Raw genomic sequence first — 16,428 nt, 5'->3', positions numbered from 1 at the left:
GGGCGAGACTCGATGCGAGACTCGAGGCAGGGCTCGGGCCGGCTTGCGGAGCGGCGGCAGCGGGAACGGCAGGCGCCAGAATCGCGGCGGAGGTCAGAACGGCGGTGGCGAGTCGGCGCAGCATGGGTTTCCGATCGGCGGCTGCCCCGGTGGATCCGATCGCCGTACGGCGGCAATTCGGTTGACGTCCGGGTGCGGCATCCCGACCCTGTCCGCATGGTCAGCGATCCCCCGCCCTCGTCACCTTCCTCCCCCACCGACGATGCCGGCCCCGTCGCTCCCCGCTCCGACCAGCCCTCTTCCCCACCCGACCGCGCCGCTTCCCCGTTCAGCCGCACCTCCTCCCCGTCTGACCGCTTCTCCTCTGCATCCGATCGCTCCTCCCTCGCATCCGACCGCGCCTCCTCCCCATCCCATCGCGCCTCCTCCGCATCCGACCGCGCCTCCTCCCCATCCCATCGCGCCTCCTCCCCATCGCATCGCGCCTCCTCCCCATCCGACCGCGCCTCCTCCGCATCCGACCGGGCCGGCGGTCTTCTCGCTGTCACCGGCGCCACCGGACAGCTCGGCGGTCTGGCGCTGACCGCGCTGCGCGAGCGCGTGCCCGCCGATCGCCTGGTCGCTGTCGTCCGCGAGCCCCGGCGCGCCACCGGCCTGGGCGTGGCCGTCCGGCTGGGCGACTACGACAGACCCGACACCTTGCGTACGGCCTTCGCGGGCGTCTCCCGTCTCCTCTTCGTCTCGTCGCCGGAGCTCGACCCCGCCCGCCGCACCGAGCAGCACCGCGCTGTCGTGGCCGCGGCCGTGGCGGCGGGTGTCCAGGGGCTGGTCTACACGAGCTTCCTCGACATCCCGCCGCTGTCCGGGGCCCATCTGGCGACGGAAGATGCGATCGCCGCGAGTGGGATCCCGTTCACCGTGCTGCGAAACCCGTTCTACAGCGAGGCGTTCCTCCCCGGACCCGTCCCGTCAGCCGCCTCCGCGCCGGGTGCCTCCACACCGGGTGACTCCACGCCGGGTGCCTCCGCGCCTGCGTCCCTCGTCTACGCCACCGCCGGCCGGCCGCTTAACACGGCCGCCCGCTCCGATCTCGCCGAAGCCGCCGCGCTGGCCCTGCTCGGAACGCAAACCGGCCGGACCTGGACCCTGACGGGCCCGCACTGGACCCATCCCGACCTGGCGGCGGAACTCGGCATCGACGCGCGCGAGGGCGAAGTCCCCGGGCCGATGGGCATGCTGCACGGCCTCGCCCGAGCCGGGCTGCTCACCACACAGACGCCGGACCTGGCCGAACTGCTGGGCCGCCCGCCCCTGACCATGGCCGAGGTCAGCCGCTCCCGATGACGCCGTCACCCAGCACCGACGACACCGTGCGGCCAGCTTCAGCGACGCCACCAGCCGGGCCCGATGACACCGTCAACCGGTATCGCTGACGCCGTCAGGCGGCGGCGCGGACGTACTCCTCGATGACGTCCGCGACCCGGCGCACGCCCGGGGACGTGTCGCCCTCGCGGGTCGCCATGACGAGTTCGACGGTCGGAGCGACGCCCGTGAGGGGGACATAGGCGACACCGTCGATGCCCAGGGAGCGGACCGAGGCCGGGACCAGGGCGACCCCGAGCCCGGCGGCGACAAAGGTGACGAGCGTCGAGGTCTCGCGTACCTCGATGATCTCGCGGGGTTCGAACCCGGCCGCGTGGCAGGCGTCCAGCATGCTCTGGTGCATCGACGACTTCCGCCGCGACGGGTGAGCAATGAACGGCTCGTCCGCGAGGCTGCGCAGATCCAGGCCGCCGCCCGCGTGACCAGGATCGGGCCGCCCCTCAACGCCACGGCCGCGCGGCGCAGCGGAGACAGTGCGCGGGTCGCCGGCGTTCGGGTCGCGAGCGCGGGGATCGTCAGCGCGTTGATTGTCAGCGCGTGGATCGTCAGCGCGGCCGGGCGGTGCGGCCCCGGCGGCACGGACGTCGTCAGCGCGGCCGGGCGGTGCGGCCCCGGCGGCGCGAGGGTCGTCGGCGCGGAGGGCCGCCACCAGGGGTTCGGTACGGAGGGGCAGCAGCCGCAGGCCGGTGGGATCCATCGGCGGCCGCATCAGGGCGACGTCCAGCGAGAAGTCGAGGACCCCAGCGACCAGTTCCGGAGTCAGCATTTCCCCGCGCAGGTCGAGGCGCAGGTCGGGCAGGGTCGTGCGGAGGCGGCGGGCCACGCCGGGCAGGACGTCGTACGTGGCCGTGCCGATGAAGCCGATGCCGACCGTGCCCAGCCTGCCCTGCGCCAGCCGGGCCTGCTCGTCGGCGGCCCGGTCAAGCAGCGCGAGCACCGCGCGGGCCCGCCCGAGCAGCAACTCCCCCGCCTCGGTCAGCTCGACGCGGCGGGTCGAACGCAGGAACAGCGTGCTGCCCAGCTCCTTCTCCAGCTGCCGGATCTGCTGCGACAGGGCCGGCTGGGCCAGATGCAGCCGCGCCGCCGCCCGCCCGAAATGCAGCTCCTGCGCCAGGACGGTGAAGGACGTCAGCTGGCGTACATCCATTGTCTGAGCTTATCAATCCTCGCTCACCAAGTATTGGATCCAATGAGTGTGCGGCCGTAGGTTGGAAGGATGACCGCGAGCTATGTGTACGGCGCCTCGCGCACGCCCTTCGGCCGGTTCGGTGGCGCGCTGGCCGGCGTCCGGCCCGACGACCTCGCCGCCGCGGCGGTCACCGGGCTGCTGGCCCGGTTCCCCGGGTTGGATTCCGATGCTGTGGCCGACGTGTACTGGGGCTGCGCCAACCAGGCCGGCGAGGACAACCGCAACGTCGGCCGGATGGCGGTCCTGCTCGCCGGGCTGCCCGTCACCACGCCCGCCACCACGATCAACCGGCTCTGCGGCTCGAGCCTCGACGCGGCCATGCAGGCGTCGCGGACCGTCGAGACCGGCGACGCGGAGATCGTGCTGGCCGGCGGCGTCGAGTCGATGACCCGGGCGCCGTGGGTGCTGCCCAAGCCGGAGAAGGCCTTCCCCGCGGGCAACGTCACCGCGGTGTCCACCACGCTCGGCTGGCGGCTCGTGAATGAGCGAATGCCCGCCGAGTGGACGGTTTCGCTGGGCGAAGCGAACGAACAACTGCAGGAGAAGTACGCGATTTCGCGCGAGCGGCAGGACGAGTTCGCGCTGCGGTCGCATCAGCTGGCGCATCAGGCGTGGGAGGACGGCTTCTACGACGACCTCGTGGTGCCCGTCGCCGACCTGACCAGCGACGAGGGGATCCGCCCCGGCACGACCCTCGAGAAGCTGGCCGCCTTGAAGCCGGCGTTCCGCCCGGACGGGACGATCACGGCCGGGAACGCTTCGCCGCTCAATGACGGGGCTTCGGCCGTACTCATCGGCTCGGAGCAGGCCGCCGGACGGCTCGGCAGCGAGCCGCTCGCCCGGATCGCCGGTCGCGGCGTGGCCGCGGTGGAGCCGCAGATGTTCGGTTTCGCACCGGTCGCCGCGGCTGCGCAAGCCCTCGCGCGGGCCGGGATCACGTGGGGCGACGTGGGCGCGGTCGAGCTCAACGAGGCGTTCGCCGTGCAGAGCCTGGCGTGCGTCGACGCGTGGGAGATCGACCCGGCGATCGTCAACGCCCGCGGGGGCGCGATCGCGCTCGGCCACCCGCTCGGAGCGTCCGGTGCACGAATCCTCGGAACGCTCACTGCGCGTTTGCGCGAATCCGGCGACCGGTGGGGCGTGGCCGCGATCTGCATCGGCGTGGGGCAGGCGCTCGCCGTCGTCCTGGAGAACGTGACCGCATGATCGTGTGCAGCTCGCCGGACGAGGCGGTCGAGGGCACGGCCGACGGATCCGTCGTCCTCGTCAGCGGATTCGGCATGGCGGGCATGCCGGTCGACCTGGTCGACGCGCTCATCCGCCAGGGCGCCACCGACCTCACCGTGGTCAGTAACAACGCAGGCAACGGCGACACGGGTCTGGCGGCTCTGCTCGCGGCGGGCAGAGTGCGCAAGGTCGTTTGCTCGTTTCCGCGCCAGAGCGACTCGTGGGTCTTCGACGGCCTCTTCCGCGCCGGCCAGATCGAGCTCGAGGTCGTCCCCCAGGGCACCCTGGCCGAGCGCCTCCGCGCGGGCGGCGCCGGCATCGGGGCGTTCTACAGCCCGACCGGCGTCGGCACGCTGCTCGCCGAGGGCAAGGAGACCCGCGAGATCAACGGCCGCGAGTACGTCCTCGAGTATCCGATCCGGGGCGATCTGGCCCTGATCGGCGCCCACCGGGCCGACCGCATGGGCAATCTGGTCTACCGCAAGACAGCCCGCAACTTCGGCCCCTTGATGGCGACGGCGGCCGAGACGGTGGCCGTGCAGGTCGCCGCGGTCGTGGACACCGGCGACCTGGATCCGGAAGCCGTCGTCACGCCAGGCATCTATGTGGATCGGGTGGTGGCCGTATGAGCCTGTCCAAGTCCGCCCCGGCGGCGGTGACGGCGTCATTGACCTTGTCCAGGTCCGCCCTGGCGGCGGTGACGGCGTCATTGACCTTGTCCAGGTCCGCTCCGGCGACGGTGGTGGTGTCATGAGCTTGTCCAAGTCGGCCCTGGCGGCGGTCGTCGCGCGCGACATTCCGCCCGGCTCGTACGTGAACCTCGGCATCGGCCTCCCGACCCTCGTCGCGGAGCATCTGGATCCCACCTCGGGCGTGGTGCTGCACACCGAGAACGGCATGCTCAACATGGGCCCGGCCGCCGAGCCCGGCGCCGAGGACCCCGACCTGACCAACGCCGGCAAGATCCCGGTCACCGAGCTCCCCGGCGCCGCGTACTTCCACCACGCCGACTCCTTCGCCATGATGCGCGGCGGCCATCTCGACGTGTGCGTCCTGGGCGCCTTCCAGGTCTCCGCCCGCGGCGACCTCGCCAACTGGCACACCGGCGCCCCGGACGCCATCCCCGCCGTGGGCGGCGCCATGGACCTGGCCATCGGCGCGAAACGCGTGTTCGTCATGACGACGATGTTCGCGAAGGACGGCAGCCCGAAGATCGTGCCCGAGTGCACGTACCCCCTGACCGCCCCGGCCTGCGTCGACCGCATCTACACCGACGTGGCCACCCTCCAGGTCACCGGCGCCGGCCTCGAGGTCCTCGAACTCCACGACATCGAGTACGCCACCCTCGCCGACCGCCTCGAACTCCCCCTGAAGGACGCCCGCCAGTAGCCCTCCGCCCCGTCCGTCCTTGCGGCGCGCGCCAATCGATCGCACCGCCCGACGTTCACGCAGCCGCGCGGCGTCCTCACAGGCGCGCGACGCTCATCGTGGCTTCGGTCAGGCGCGCCGCTCGCGGATGACGTCGGTGCCGTTCGTGTCATTGGGGATGCGGGCGACCTCCGCGAAGCCGCACTTGATCGCGACCGCCGCCGAGGCCCCGTTCATGGCGTCGTGCCGGATGGCGGCGCGCACGATGCCGGGCTGGGCGAGCGCCACCGGAGTGATCGCCTCGACCGCCGCCGTCATGTAGCCGCGCCCGGTCTGCGACGTGCGCACCCAGTAGCCGATCTCCAGCACGTCCGGCCCCATCCGCGTCATCAGGCCGATCGAACCGACCAGTCCGCCGTCCTTCGCGTACATGGCGTAGTTGAACTCGGTCCCCTTGCCCCAGCTTTCGATCGACTGCTCGATGAAGTCGCGCGAGCTCGCGGGATCGTAGCCGTCCGTCGCCCACGGCAGGAACGGCTTGAACTCCGGCAGCGACTCCACCACCGCGGCGGCGGCCTCCTCGGCCATGGGCAATTCCCAACGCCGCAGCTCCACGGGGCCGGCATCGATCACAACAGGCAGGTCCATGCCCGACAGCCTCGCCGCCCGCCGCCCGCCGGGCAACCGGATTCGCATACGCACACGATCAGCCGGACCCGAACGCCAGAGGTGCGCCCAACGCGGACGCCAGAGAACTCGCCGAACGCAGACCGCGCGGCACTTGCTGGACGCAGACCGCGCAGGACTCGCCCGACGCGGGGAACGGAGAACGCGCTCGACGCAGACCGCGCGGCACTTGCTGGACGCAGACCGCGCAGGACTCGCCCGACGCGGGGAACGGAGAATGCGATCGACGCAGATGGCAAAGTGCTCGCTCGACTCAGGCGCCAGAAGGTGATCGGTCTACCGGTCGAGCACGGCGCGCAAAACGCGCGTGAGCGTTTCGCGCGGATCGCTCACCAGACGCGGGGCACGCCACGCGACGTGAGCATCGGGACGGACGAGCACGCAGCCGTCCTCGTCGACTTCGCGCAGGCGAGCCCAATCGTCGTACAGATCGGTCAGATCGCCGCCCGGTCCCACGATCACCGGGTGGATCTCCACGGCGAGTTCGACGGCGACCTCGGCCGCAGCGCGTGCCCACGGCCGCCCGGTCAGGCCGGTAAGCAGAGCGAAACGACCCTTGCCGGCTATGTCGAGCGTGCTCACTTTGTGTCCGTCGCGCCCCAGCCAGCAATGCGGCAAACGAGCACCCGGCCACGTCGTCGGGTGATAGAACAGCTCCGGATCACGCGTATAGCTCGGCTCGGGCGTGCCGTCCGAAATCACCGCACCGGACGCATAGCGCTGGCCCAGTTCGACCCCGTGCGCGTTGAATTCGTAGTCCTTCAGCTCCAGCGCCTTCCGCAATTGCTCACGCCGGGCCGCACCCTCGGGCGTCTCCTCACCCCGAGACGCGATGGCACGTTGCATCGCGGCCACATCCTGATCCCCCTGTACGCCCAGAGCGTCCAGAATCGCGCCGAACTCCTCAATGCTCTTGTTCGCCCGCAGCACGATCTGGCGGCCGACCGGTGCGCGCTCCGCATCGAAACTGTCCAGCAGTCCCGTCCCGGCCCGCCCGGACAGCACAAAAGCCAACTTCCACGCCAAGTTGTACGCATCCTGCACGCTCGTGTTCGACCCGAGCCCGTTCGACGGCGGATGCCGGTGCACCGCATCTCCCACAGCGAACACACGGCCCTCGCGATAGCGCTCCGCGTACATTTTGTTGTTGCCCCACAAGGAGAAGCTGCGAATGGTCACAGGCACGGTGTCGTCACCGATCAGGCTGTGCACGATGCCGACGGCCAGGTCGTCGTCGAGCTGCGGTGGCGGCTGGGAAATGTCGTAGCCCCAGGTCACGAGCCATTCGTTCCAGGGCCGGACCATGCGGATCAGGCCCAGCCCGATCCCGCCGATCGTGGCGCCCGGTTGCAGCACCCAGTAAAGAACGCTCGGCCGATGGGCGACGAATCTGCTCAGGTCGGCGTGGAAGACGATGTTCATGCTGCCGGCGAGATCCATCTGTCCCGCCATCGGCAACCCGATGTCCGCCGCCACTTTGCTGCGTCCACCGTCGGCCGCGATGACATAGCGAGCGCGGATGGCGTACTCATGTCCGGACAGCCGATCGCGCACCTGGACCGTCACGCCCTCCTCGTCCTGCACCAGCCCGACGTACTCGGTGTCGAACCGGATGTGGCTCCCGCGTGCCGCCGCATTGCCGATCAGAATCGGCTCGAACAGCGTCTGCGGCAGATCGCAGTTCGGCGACGGACTAGCCGCCAGATAGTCGGCCTCCCGCGACGGGTGCGTGAACCACGTCCGCACCCGGCCGATCTCGTCCCCGGCCAGACTCGAACAGAACACCGTGTCGCCCATCAACTCGTGCGGCGTGCCCTCGGCGAGCACTTCCCGCTCGATTCCCATGTCGCGCATGATCTCGACGGTCCGCTGATTCGTGATGTGCGCCCGCGGCGTATTGGCCGTCCACCGATACTTCGTGACAACGAGATGCCGCACACCATAGGTGGCAAGGAAAAGCGCGGCGGAAGCCCCCGCCGGCCCACTCCCGATCACCAGAACATCGGTCTCCAGCGCGGTCATGCTCGCTCCTCGCTCATATCGCTCTGCACGTTCGCTCAACGCCCCAAGGCTGTAGCTGCCCCGCGGCCGCACTCACTGCTCCCCCTCGTCGCGAGCGAACCGTTCGCCTCGCGCAGAACCTTCACCACGCTCGGCCCCCTCACCACGCCCAGATCCCTCGCCACGCCCAGATCCCTCGCCACGCGCGGAACCGTCGCCACGCGTGAGATGTACGCCGTGCACAGCACCTACACCGCGCGCAGATCCCTCGCCACGCGCAGATCCCTCGCCGCGCGTGGAGCCCTCGCCACCCGCGAGATGTTCGCCGCGTGCAGAATCTTCATGGCTCGTGGAACCGTCATCGCGAGCGAGCACCAGGTCGAAGTGGGCCCGCGTCCAGGCGACGGTCAGCCGGCGGCCGGCGGGGGCCGGAGTGCCGGGCGGCTGTTCGTCGAAGGGAACGATCAGCGACTCCTTCACGCCGAACACCGCGTCGGAGTCCTGATAGGCGTCGCCGCGGACGAAGATGTGTGTGACCAGGCGGTGGTAGCCCGGCGCGGTCACCATGAAGTGCAGGTGCGCCGCACGCATCGGCCCGCGGCCGGTCGCGGCGAGCAGTTCGCCCACCGGGCCGTCATGCGGGATCGGGTACGGCGTCGGCGTCACGCACCAGAACCCGTACTCGCCGTCCTCGCCCGTCCGCTGGTGCGCGCGCCCCGCGGTGCGCGAGCCCGGATACTGCACGTCGTAGCGGCCCTCGTCGTCCGCCTCCCACACGTCGACCCGCGCTCCGGGCACGGACTCGCCGTCGACGCCACGCACCGTCCCGTCGACCCAGCACGGTTGCCCGCTCGCGGCGCCTGCGATGTCCCCGCCGTACGGGATCTCCGGCGCCCCGCTCACGAAGAACGGCCCGAACACGGTCGCCTCGGTCGCCCTCGGATCGGCCGGCTGGTTGACCGCGATGGTCAGCATGGACAGCCCGAGCACGTCGGACAGCAGGATGAACTCTTGTCGCCGGTCGTCGCACATCTGCCCGGTACGGGTCAGGAACTCGACGCCCGCCTGCCACTCCTGCTCAGTCAGCCGCGTGTCGCGCACAAACGCATGCGCGTGTCTCACCAAAGCGCGCATCAACTCGCGCAAACGAGCATCGTCCGTGGCATCGAAACTGCGCAGCACCTGCTCGGTCACATATTCCTCGCGAGCCGCTGCCGTCTCCCGCGCGGCTGCGTCGCCCACCTCAGCCGCTCCCCGCCCAGCGACCCCCTGTCCAGCCACGCTGGAGCTGGCCGTGCCCTCTCCAGCCCCGCCGAATCCACCCACGCCCGAACCAGCCACGCCATGCCCAGTCACGCCCGAATCAGGAACACCCTGTCCAGCCACCCCCGAGCCAGGAACATCCTGTCTAGCCACGCCCGAGCCGGTCACGTTCGGAGAAGCCACTGTGGGGAAGGCTGCACGAGCATGCGATCCGGGCGCGACGGGATCCTGTCCCGGCACGATCGGCGACGCACTCGGTTGACCGAAGGACAAGCCCGGCGCGGCAGGATCCCGATCCGGCGCGATCGGCGACAAGCTCGAATGGCCGAGGGGTGAGCTCAGCGCGACCGGCCCCGCCAGGGCGGGACCGCCGGGCAGGCCGGGGTCGGTTCCGGCCCAGGCGGCGCTGAGCAGACGATCCGCGTCGAGCGGGCCGAACGGGCGCGGATTGCCGGGCGGGGCGGCATCCACGAGCAGTTCCGCGGCGGCGGGCAGAGCCTCCTCCGACAGACCCAATGCTCGCAACGAGCGTGGTGCGCCGATCGTTTCGTACAACTCGCTCAAGGCGGCCGACGCTGTTCTGTTGTGCGGGCTCTCCGGCGCAAGCGCCGCCGCGAGCCGACCGGCCAGTTCCGGCACGGCCGGCGCGTTGAAAGCGAGCACATGCGGCAGCACCACTGCGTGCGTCGCAGCGTGCGGCAGATCGTAGGCGCCGCCGAGAATGTGGCAGATGCGGTGGTGCAGCCCGGATCCCGCGCCGGCGAGGGCCAGCCCGGCCAGGTAGGCCCCGTACAGGCAGGACTCGCGGCCGGGCAGGGCAGCCGGGCCGGCGTACACCTGGGGTAAGCCTTGCGCGAGCGCGCGCACCCCTTCCAGCGCGAGGGCCGTGGTGACCGGCTCGGCGCCGGGCGCCCACAACGCGTCGACGCAGTGGGCCAGTGCGTTGAGGCCACTCGCCACGGACAGGGGGACGGGCAGCGAGACGGTCAGTTCCGGGTCGTAGAGGACGGTGCGAGCGAGCACTCGCGCATCCCGGCCTGTCGTTTTGTGTCCGTCCTCGGTCATTCCCCATACCGGGGTGGCCTCGCTGCCGGCATAGGTGGTCGGCACGGCAACAATCGGAAGGCCGGTGGTGAGCGCGACTGCCTTGGCCGTGCCGGTCGCGGCGCCGCCCCCGATGCTCAGCAGCAGGTCAGCGCCGACCTCCGCGGCACGGGCGCGGGCCTTCTCGGCGACGTCGGCGGGAACATGCTGCCGCACCTCGTCCACCTGCCCGGCCAGCGGCAGGTCGAGCTCGGATGCCAGCGAACGGCCCGTGGACCCCGCGACGAGCAGCACCCGCCGCGCCCCGAGCCGCCGGACCTCCGCGGCGAGCCGAGTGCGCACAACGCCAGCTCCGAACACAACATTCTGTCCGTACGTGCAGCGGTCGAACTTCAGAGGTACGGCCATGCGCCCTCCCCAGGACGCGCCCACCCACGCGGTTCCGTCCCACGCCGCGCCTCACGCCGGGACAGTGTCCACTCTGGCGAAAAGGTGAGATCCACTCAATCCCCGCCCACCGGAAATCGACATGCGCATTCGCCGACGACCGAAAGCCGCGGCCCGCCACCGACAAAACACTGGAGGCCGCGATCGGCCGCCGACAAGGGCTGAAGTTCGCGAGTAAGCGGCCAACGAACGACCGAGGCCGCGATCAGCCGCCGACGAGCATCAGCTCTCGTCGCAATGTGCACGCTTCGTCTCCGCCAGGCGAGCCCGCCACGGCCGACCACCCGACGCCGTCAAGCCCTCGTCGCAACAAGCGTGCTTCGCCTCCCAGGCAAGCCGGCCGCAGCCCGCCGCAACCCGCCGCAACCCGCCGCAACCCGCCGCAACCCGCCGCCGACGAGCATCAGCCCTGCTCGCAGCAGGCGTGCTTCGCCTCCTCCAGGTAGGCCGGGTCGTGCCACCAGTACTTGGCGGTGTCCGGATGCGCGCCCATGTGCGCAGTCAGCGGCACCGGCCGCGTGGGCAGCGCGGCAAACGGCCGCACCAGTTCCGCCACCTCGTGCACCACCCCGTTCGCCACGACCTGCCGCACGTTGGCGGCCTGCCGGATGTCCGTCAGTGGATCCCCTCCGAGCACAGCCAGATCCGCGTACGCCCCCGGCCGCACCACCCCGAGCGGCGCGGCCAGCACCTCCCCAGGAATGCGCGTCGCGGTCGTCAAAGCTTCAAAAGGCGTCATCCCGTACGCCACCATCGCGCGCAGGTTGTAGTGCAGGCTCACCGCGTTCGGGGCGATCGGCGAGTCCGTGCCACTGATCACGCGACCGCCGCCGCGCAGCACCCGCGCCACGTGAGCGACCTGGCGGCCGAGGTTTTCGCGCGTGACCGTCTGATCGGTCGTGCGCGCTTGTGCAACCAAGGCTTGCAGAGTCGTGTACTCCCAGGCGGGGTAGAGGATCCGGACCCGCTCGTCCGTGACCAGGCTGTCGTCCTCGCGCAACAGGCTCATGGCGTTGAACAGAGTCGGGGTGAGCGTGGCGCCCGTCGAAGTGAACACAGTGGCCACGTCGCTCTGCACGTTTCCGAGCGCGGTGACCGTACGCGAATAGCCGAATCTGCTCGTGGCGCCCACGTGTTCCATGCCGTCGCCGCCGAAGGCGAAGGCCGGGTAATGATAGTGCGACGTGCTCGGGACGCCGTGCGCATGGGCCCAGGCGATGACCTTGCGCTGCCGCTCGGGACTCAGCCGCACATACGCCTTCATCAGGTCGTAGTCGAGCGCCCCGGCGCGGGACAGTTCGAGGGCGAGTTGCGCGTCGTCGAAGGTCGGGCGCATGAAGTTGTAGTAGATGCGGCTGCCGTCGACGGCCTCGCCGGTCGCGAAGTAGCGGGGTGCGATCCGCGCGCCGGACTGTACGGATTCGCGCTCCTCCACCATGTGATAGGCGGGGCTGCCCGGCGACCGCGTCGTCGTGACGCCGAGCGACAGCCACAGTGCGCCCTGCCTGGCCCCGTACGCATATCCCTGCATCTCGCGGTGGTGGTGCATGTCCACCAGGCCGGGGATGACCATTGACCCGCGCGCGTCGATCACGTGACCGTCCCGGCCGGGGGCGATCGGCTCGACGGCGGTGATGCGGTGCCCTTCGATCACTACGTCTATGTTCGTTTGCACGTTTGGCGTCAGGCCGTCCCAGAGCCGACCGGCCCGGATGACCGTACGCCCGCGGGGTGCGGTGTTTGCCCAGGTCAGCGCCACGCGTACGGTCCGGGGTGTCCCGCCCGTCGCCGGCACCAGCCGCAGCGTGCCGTTGTGCAGGTAGAGCAGCGTGGACGAGTCGCCGCTCCACGACGGCGCATCCGTCACCTCGCGCGTGACCTGTCGCGGTGGACCCTTGATCGTGCCGTCGGGATACACATCGGCGACGTAGAGAACACTGGCGACGACGAATGCCATGCGTGTCCCGTCCGGCGACCACACGGGACCGTCGTCGCCGCGCGTCTGGATCGATCGCTCCGGCAGTGGATCCACGTACCGGCCGGTACTCGTGGCCACGTCGACCAGCAGAATTTTGCTCAAGCCCTCCCGGAAGCGCGCGGAGAACGGCACGATCGCGGCGAGGGCGATCGTGCGCCCGTCGGCGGACCAGGTCGGCCGCCCCGGCTCGAACGTCGCGGGATACACGCGCCGGATCTCGCCGGTCGCCACCTCGACCGTGTAGAGCGCGCCGGTCTGATCGAGAAACGCCAAACGCGCACTGTCGGGTGACCAACTTCCGCTCACTGCCGCGGCGCCGGCCAGGTCGGACAACTGCCGGTCTTCCCCCGTACGCAAATCTCGCAGCCAGATGTTGAGCGAACCGCCACGATCCGACGAGTACGACAGGTAGCGGCCGTCCGGTGACCACGCCGGGTCACACTTCCACCAGCTGTCCCGGGTGACCGGTCGCGGCGCCTGCCCGATCGTCATCGTCCAGATGTCGTTGAGCGCCCGGAACGCCACGCGCATCCCGTCCGGCGACAGCACCGGACTGCCGATCCCCACAACCGGACGCGGCCGAACCGCATCGAAGTCCCGCGATCGCCGCCGATACTGAGGTTGCACAAGAGTGAGCGCCGCGCTAAAACCGATCACGTTCGTTCGCACGTTTCCGCCACTCGTGTGCGTGCCGTCGCCGGCGCCGGTAGCGCTGAGGGTGCGGCGGCGGATCTGACCGTCGGCCGTGTAGACGAACTCGCGCGGGCCGCGCCACGACACCCGGAACGGGAAGACGTCCTCGCCCACGACCTCGGCGACGCCATCAGCGACGGCCACCCTCTCGGCCGAGCTCGCGCCCGCAGCGGAGCCGGCACCCTCGGAGAAGGCAGCCGAGCCGGCACCCTCGAAGGAAGCAGCCGAGCCCGCACCCTCGAAGGAAGCAGCCGAGCCCGCACCGTCGGAGGAACCTGAGCCGCCGGAGGAGCCGGAGCCGTGGGAGACACCGGACCCGCGGGAAGAACCGGCGCCGTCGGTGGAGCCTGTTCCTGCGAGCGACGACGTTCGCCACAGTTCGGCACGGCCGTCGTACGTGCGGGAGTAGAGGAGCTCCGCGCCGTCGGGCGTCCAGGCCGGGGCGTGCAGCACCTGCCCGGCCGGCACGGAGACAGCGGTCCGGCGCGTGCCGGTTGCCACTTCGACCACGTCGATGCGCGTGTTCGCCACGACGAACGCGATGCGGCTGCCGTCGGGCGACCAGCTGGGTTCGTACTCCTCGGCGGAGCTGTCGGCGACCGTGCTCACCGCGCCGCTCGCCACGTGCAGAACGTGCACGCCGTAGCTGCCGGACAGGTCGGCCGAGAAGACCACCCGGGTGCCGTCGGGCGAGTAGCGCGGTTCCCGGTGGTCCCGGGGACCGGATGTCAGCCGGCGCAGGCGGGATCCGTCGGCTCGGACGGTCCACAGGTCGAAGGAGCCGTGCCGGTACGACTGGAAGATGATCGTCCGGCTGTCCGGCGCCCACGCGGGCTGCGCGATGTCGTAGAGGTCGCTCGTGAGCCGGCGCGCCGGGCCGCCCGAGCCTGGCAGCACCCAGAGGACCCCGGCCAGGTCGATCGCGATCCAGCGGCCGTCGGGCGAGATCTGGGCGGCGATGTTGGTGCCGGCGCTCAAACGAACATGTCGCTCTGTCGCTTTGGTGTTCGTTTCCGGATCGGCAAGGGGCGGCACGGCGGCGAGTGGTGGCTCGGCGGCAAGGCCCGGTGAGGCAGCGGCCGCGCTGGTCAGAGCCGTTGCGCCGACCGCACCCGCGGCGCCGGCGAGCAGTCCGCGCCTGGTGATGCCGCTCATCCGCGCTCCCTCCGGCCGGCAACAACCGCCTACAGCACGGTAACCATCAATGTCCGGAGGGTCACGCTTTTCGATCTTCCTTTGTGTGCCGGCCGACGGGCGCAGGGTGGCGAGCGCCAGGGTTCAGGGGGACAGACGCACGGCGGCGACGACGGCTGCCGCGACGACCGCAGGGCTGCACAGCTGCAGCAACAAGCGGCGAGCCAGGGCTGCACCGCTGCAGCAACAAGCGGCGAGCCAGGGCTGCACAGCTGCAGCAACAAGCGGCGAGCGCAGGGCGGCAGGTAGCCAGAGCGGGAGCGGCAGGGCACTCAACGAAAGGCACGAGCGCAGAATGCCGGGCGCCGGAAGATGCGCGCAGGACGGCAGCCGTGCCTCGGATACAAGACGGCGAGCGCCGGCCCCGGACACCGGGTGACGAGCGCAGGAGGCCGAAGGCAGTACGCCGGGCGACGAGCACACGCGTCAAGCGCCGAGCACTAGGTGTCCGAGGTCGCCGGCTCCGCGTCGGCGGGTGCGGGCTCGGCGGCCGGCTCCGGACGATCCCCGCGCGGCATCAGGGCGACCATCACGATCATCACGGCGGCCACGACCACCAAACCTATGACGATGTTGTGGACGGCCGCGGCGACGCGTACGGGATCGTCGGAATGGGATCCGACGGCGGCGTTGGCGACCGCGCCGAAGGCTGCCACGCCGAGCGAGCTGCCCAGCGAGCGCAGGAAGATGTTGTTGGCGGAGACGACGCCGCGCTCCGCCCAGCCGACGCTGCTCTGCGCGGCCACCAGGGTCGGCGGCGCGGTGAGGCCCATGCCGATGCCGATGACCAGGCAGTACGCGCCGACCTCGACGACGCTCGAATGTTCACCCAGCAGGAGCAGCAGGGCGACGCCGGCCAGCACGATCACCGATCCGATCAGCGCGCAGCCGCGGAACCCCAGCCGCAGGAAGACGCGCCCGGCCTGACTCGCCGACAACGGCCAGCCCAGCAGCAGCGTGGCCATGGCGAAGCCGGACACCAGCGGGCCGTGGCCGAGCACCGTCTGCGCGTACGTCGGAATGTAGGAACTGAGCGCGAGCAGAATCGCGCCGATGCCGAACGACGTCAGGCCGGTGGCGACGAGGAGCCTGCGGCGGAAGACCCACAGCGGGAGTACGGGCTCCGGGGCGCGCCGCTCGACAAGACCGAAGATGATCAGCAGCAGCAGCCCGGCGCCCAGGATCGCGAGGCTCGCCGGGGATGTCCACGCCCAGGCCTCGCCGCCCTCCAGCACACCCAGGACCAGCAGCGTGAGGCCCACGGTGAGCAGGACCGCACCGCGATAGTCGACGACGGGGCGCCCGCGGTCGAGCCGCTCGTCGAAGCGCCGCCAGATGGTGACCGCCGCGATCAGGCACAGCGGGATGTTGATGAAGAAGATCCACCGCCACGAGACCCACTCGCTGAACACGCCGCCCAGCGTCGGGCCGATGATCGACGACACGCCCCACACGCTGGCGAGATAGCCCTGGACCCGGGCGCGCTCCCGCACCGAGTAGAGGTCGCCGACGATCGTCACCGTGGTCGGCATGATCGCGCCGGCGCCCAGACCCTGCACCAGCCGGAAGGCGATCAGCGAGCCCATCCCCCAGGCCGCGCCGCCGCCGATCGAGCCGGCGAGGAACAGACCGATCCCGATCAGGACCATCGGCTTGCGGCCGAAGAGGTCGGACAGCTTGCCGTAGACGGGTACGGACACCGCCTGCGCGAGCAGATAGATGGAGAAGAGCCATGGGACCTGCGCGAACCCGCCCAGCTCCGCCACGATGGACGGCACCGCGGTGGCGATGATCGACGCCTCGACCGCCACGAGCGCGGTCGCGAGCATCACCGCGGCGAGCACCGGCCCTCGCTCGGACCGGAACCCGACACCTGTATTTGCCATGATTCTCCGACCGTAACGGTTGCCGGCCGGGAGCGCCCCGTGACACCCGCCACGCCGCGTCGCGGTTG

General features: G+C 70.7%; 10 protein-coding genes. 4 read left to right on the top strand and 6 right to left on the bottom strand.

The window, feature by feature from the left end:
• The first annotated feature begins 12 nt into the window (after window positions 1-12).
• Complete coding sequence (locus tag RAN62_RS09020; RefSeq protein ID WP_369077153.1) at window positions 13-1,344, top strand: NAD(P)H-binding protein; 1,332 nt, start codon at window positions 13-15, stop codon at window positions 1,342-1,344.
• 94 nt (window positions 1,345-1,438) lie between these two features.
• Here RAN62_RS09020 and RAN62_RS09015 read toward each other — a convergent pair whose 3' ends face one another.
• Entirely contained in the window at window positions 1,439-2,530 is a 1,092-nt protein-coding gene (locus RAN62_RS09015; RefSeq protein WP_305784058.1) for a LysR family transcriptional regulator, read from the bottom strand.
• Between the two features lie 69 nt (window positions 2,531-2,599).
• Here RAN62_RS09015 and RAN62_RS09010 point away from each other — a divergent pair, with 69 nt between their 5' ends.
• The 3 genes from RAN62_RS09010 to RAN62_RS09000 all read left to right on the top strand — a co-directional run bounded on the left by RAN62_RS09010 (window position 2,600) and on the right by RAN62_RS09000 (window position 5,188).
• Complete coding sequence (locus RAN62_RS09010) at window positions 2,600-3,778, top strand: thiolase family protein (RefSeq protein WP_305784057.1); 1,179 nt, start codon at window positions 2,600-2,602, stop codon at window positions 3,776-3,778.
• Entirely contained in the window at window positions 3,775-4,428 is a 654-nt protein-coding gene (locus tag RAN62_RS09005) for a 3-oxoacid CoA-transferase subunit A (RefSeq protein ID WP_305784056.1), read from the top strand. Before RAN62_RS09010 ends, RAN62_RS09005 begins: the two co-directional genes overlap by 4 nt.
• A gap of 121 nt (window positions 4,429-4,549) precedes the next feature.
• A complete protein-coding gene (locus tag RAN62_RS09000) occupies window positions 4,550-5,188 on the top strand; it encodes a 3-oxoacid CoA-transferase subunit B (protein WP_305784055.1) in 639 nt (212 codons plus the stop codon).
• A 108-nt stretch (window positions 5,189-5,296) separates the two neighbouring features.
• Here the strand turns inward: RAN62_RS09000 and RAN62_RS08995 are convergent, their stop codons facing one another.
• From RAN62_RS08995 to RAN62_RS08975, 5 genes are all read right to left on the bottom strand, one after another.
• The gene (locus RAN62_RS08995; RefSeq protein WP_305784054.1) at window positions 5,297-5,863 is read right to left on the bottom strand and encodes a GNAT family N-acetyltransferase; all 567 of its coding nucleotides are present in this window, start codon (window positions 5,861-5,863) and stop codon (window positions 5,297-5,299) included.
• Window positions 5,864-6,130: 267 nt separating this feature from the next.
• The gene (locus tag RAN62_RS08990; protein ID WP_305784053.1) at window positions 6,131-7,876 is read right to left on the bottom strand and encodes an FAD-dependent oxidoreductase; all 1,746 of its coding nucleotides are present in this window, start codon (window positions 7,874-7,876) and stop codon (window positions 6,131-6,133) included.
• A gap of 72 nt (window positions 7,877-7,948) precedes the next feature.
• Complete coding sequence (locus RAN62_RS08985) at window positions 7,949-10,570, bottom strand: iron-containing alcohol dehydrogenase (RefSeq protein ID WP_305784052.1); 2,622 nt, start codon at window positions 10,568-10,570, stop codon at window positions 7,949-7,951.
• Between the two features lie 442 nt (window positions 10,571-11,012).
• The gene (locus RAN62_RS08980) at window positions 11,013-14,258 is read right to left on the bottom strand and encodes an amidohydrolase family protein (protein ID WP_305784051.1); all 3,246 of its coding nucleotides are present in this window, start codon (window positions 14,256-14,258) and stop codon (window positions 11,013-11,015) included.
• A 656-nt stretch (window positions 14,259-14,914) separates the two neighbouring features.
• Window positions 14,915-16,360 (bottom strand): MDR family MFS transporter, encoded by a 1,446-nt coding sequence (locus RAN62_RS08975; protein ID WP_305784050.1) that lies wholly within the window; start codon window positions 16,358-16,360, stop codon window positions 14,915-14,917.
• Window positions 16,361-16,428 lie beyond the last annotated feature (68 nt).

Origin of the sequence: Symbioplanes lichenis (genome assembly GCF_030709675.1) — a bacterium.
Classification (GTDB): Bacteria; Actinomycetota; Actinomycetes; order Mycobacteriales; family Micromonosporaceae; genus Actinoplanes; species Actinoplanes lichenis.
This window is presented reverse-complemented; position numbering and strand designations above follow the sequence as displayed.

Coding starts and splice junctions, on each gene's coding strand:
- RAN62_RS09020 (WP_369077153.1), top strand. CDS start 13: ATGCGAGACTCGAGGCAGGGCTCGGGCCGGCTTGCGGAGCGGCGGCAG.
- RAN62_RS09015 (WP_305784058.1), bottom strand. CDS start 2,530: ATGGATGTACGCCAGCTGACGTCCTTCACCGTCCTGGCGCAGGAGCTG.
- RAN62_RS09010 (WP_305784057.1), top strand. CDS start 2,600: ATGACCGCGAGCTATGTGTACGGCGCCTCGCGCACGCCCTTCGGCCGG.
- RAN62_RS09005 (WP_305784056.1), top strand. CDS start 3,775: ATGATCGTGTGCAGCTCGCCGGACGAGGCGGTCGAGGGCACGGCCGAC.
- RAN62_RS09000 (WP_305784055.1), top strand. CDS start 4,550: ATGAGCTTGTCCAAGTCGGCCCTGGCGGCGGTCGTCGCGCGCGACATT.
- RAN62_RS08995 (WP_305784054.1), bottom strand. CDS start 5,863: ATGCGAATCCGGTTGCCCGGCGGGCGGCGGGCGGCGAGGCTGTCGGGC.
- RAN62_RS08990 (WP_305784053.1), bottom strand. CDS start 7,876: ATGACCGCGCTGGAGACCGATGTTCTGGTGATCGGGAGTGGGCCGGCG.
- RAN62_RS08985 (WP_305784052.1), bottom strand. CDS start 10,570: ATGGCCGTACCTCTGAAGTTCGACCGCTGCACGTACGGACAGAATGTT.
- RAN62_RS08975 (WP_305784050.1), bottom strand. CDS start 16,360: ATGGCAAATACAGGTGTCGGGTTCCGGTCCGAGCGAGGGCCGGTGCTC.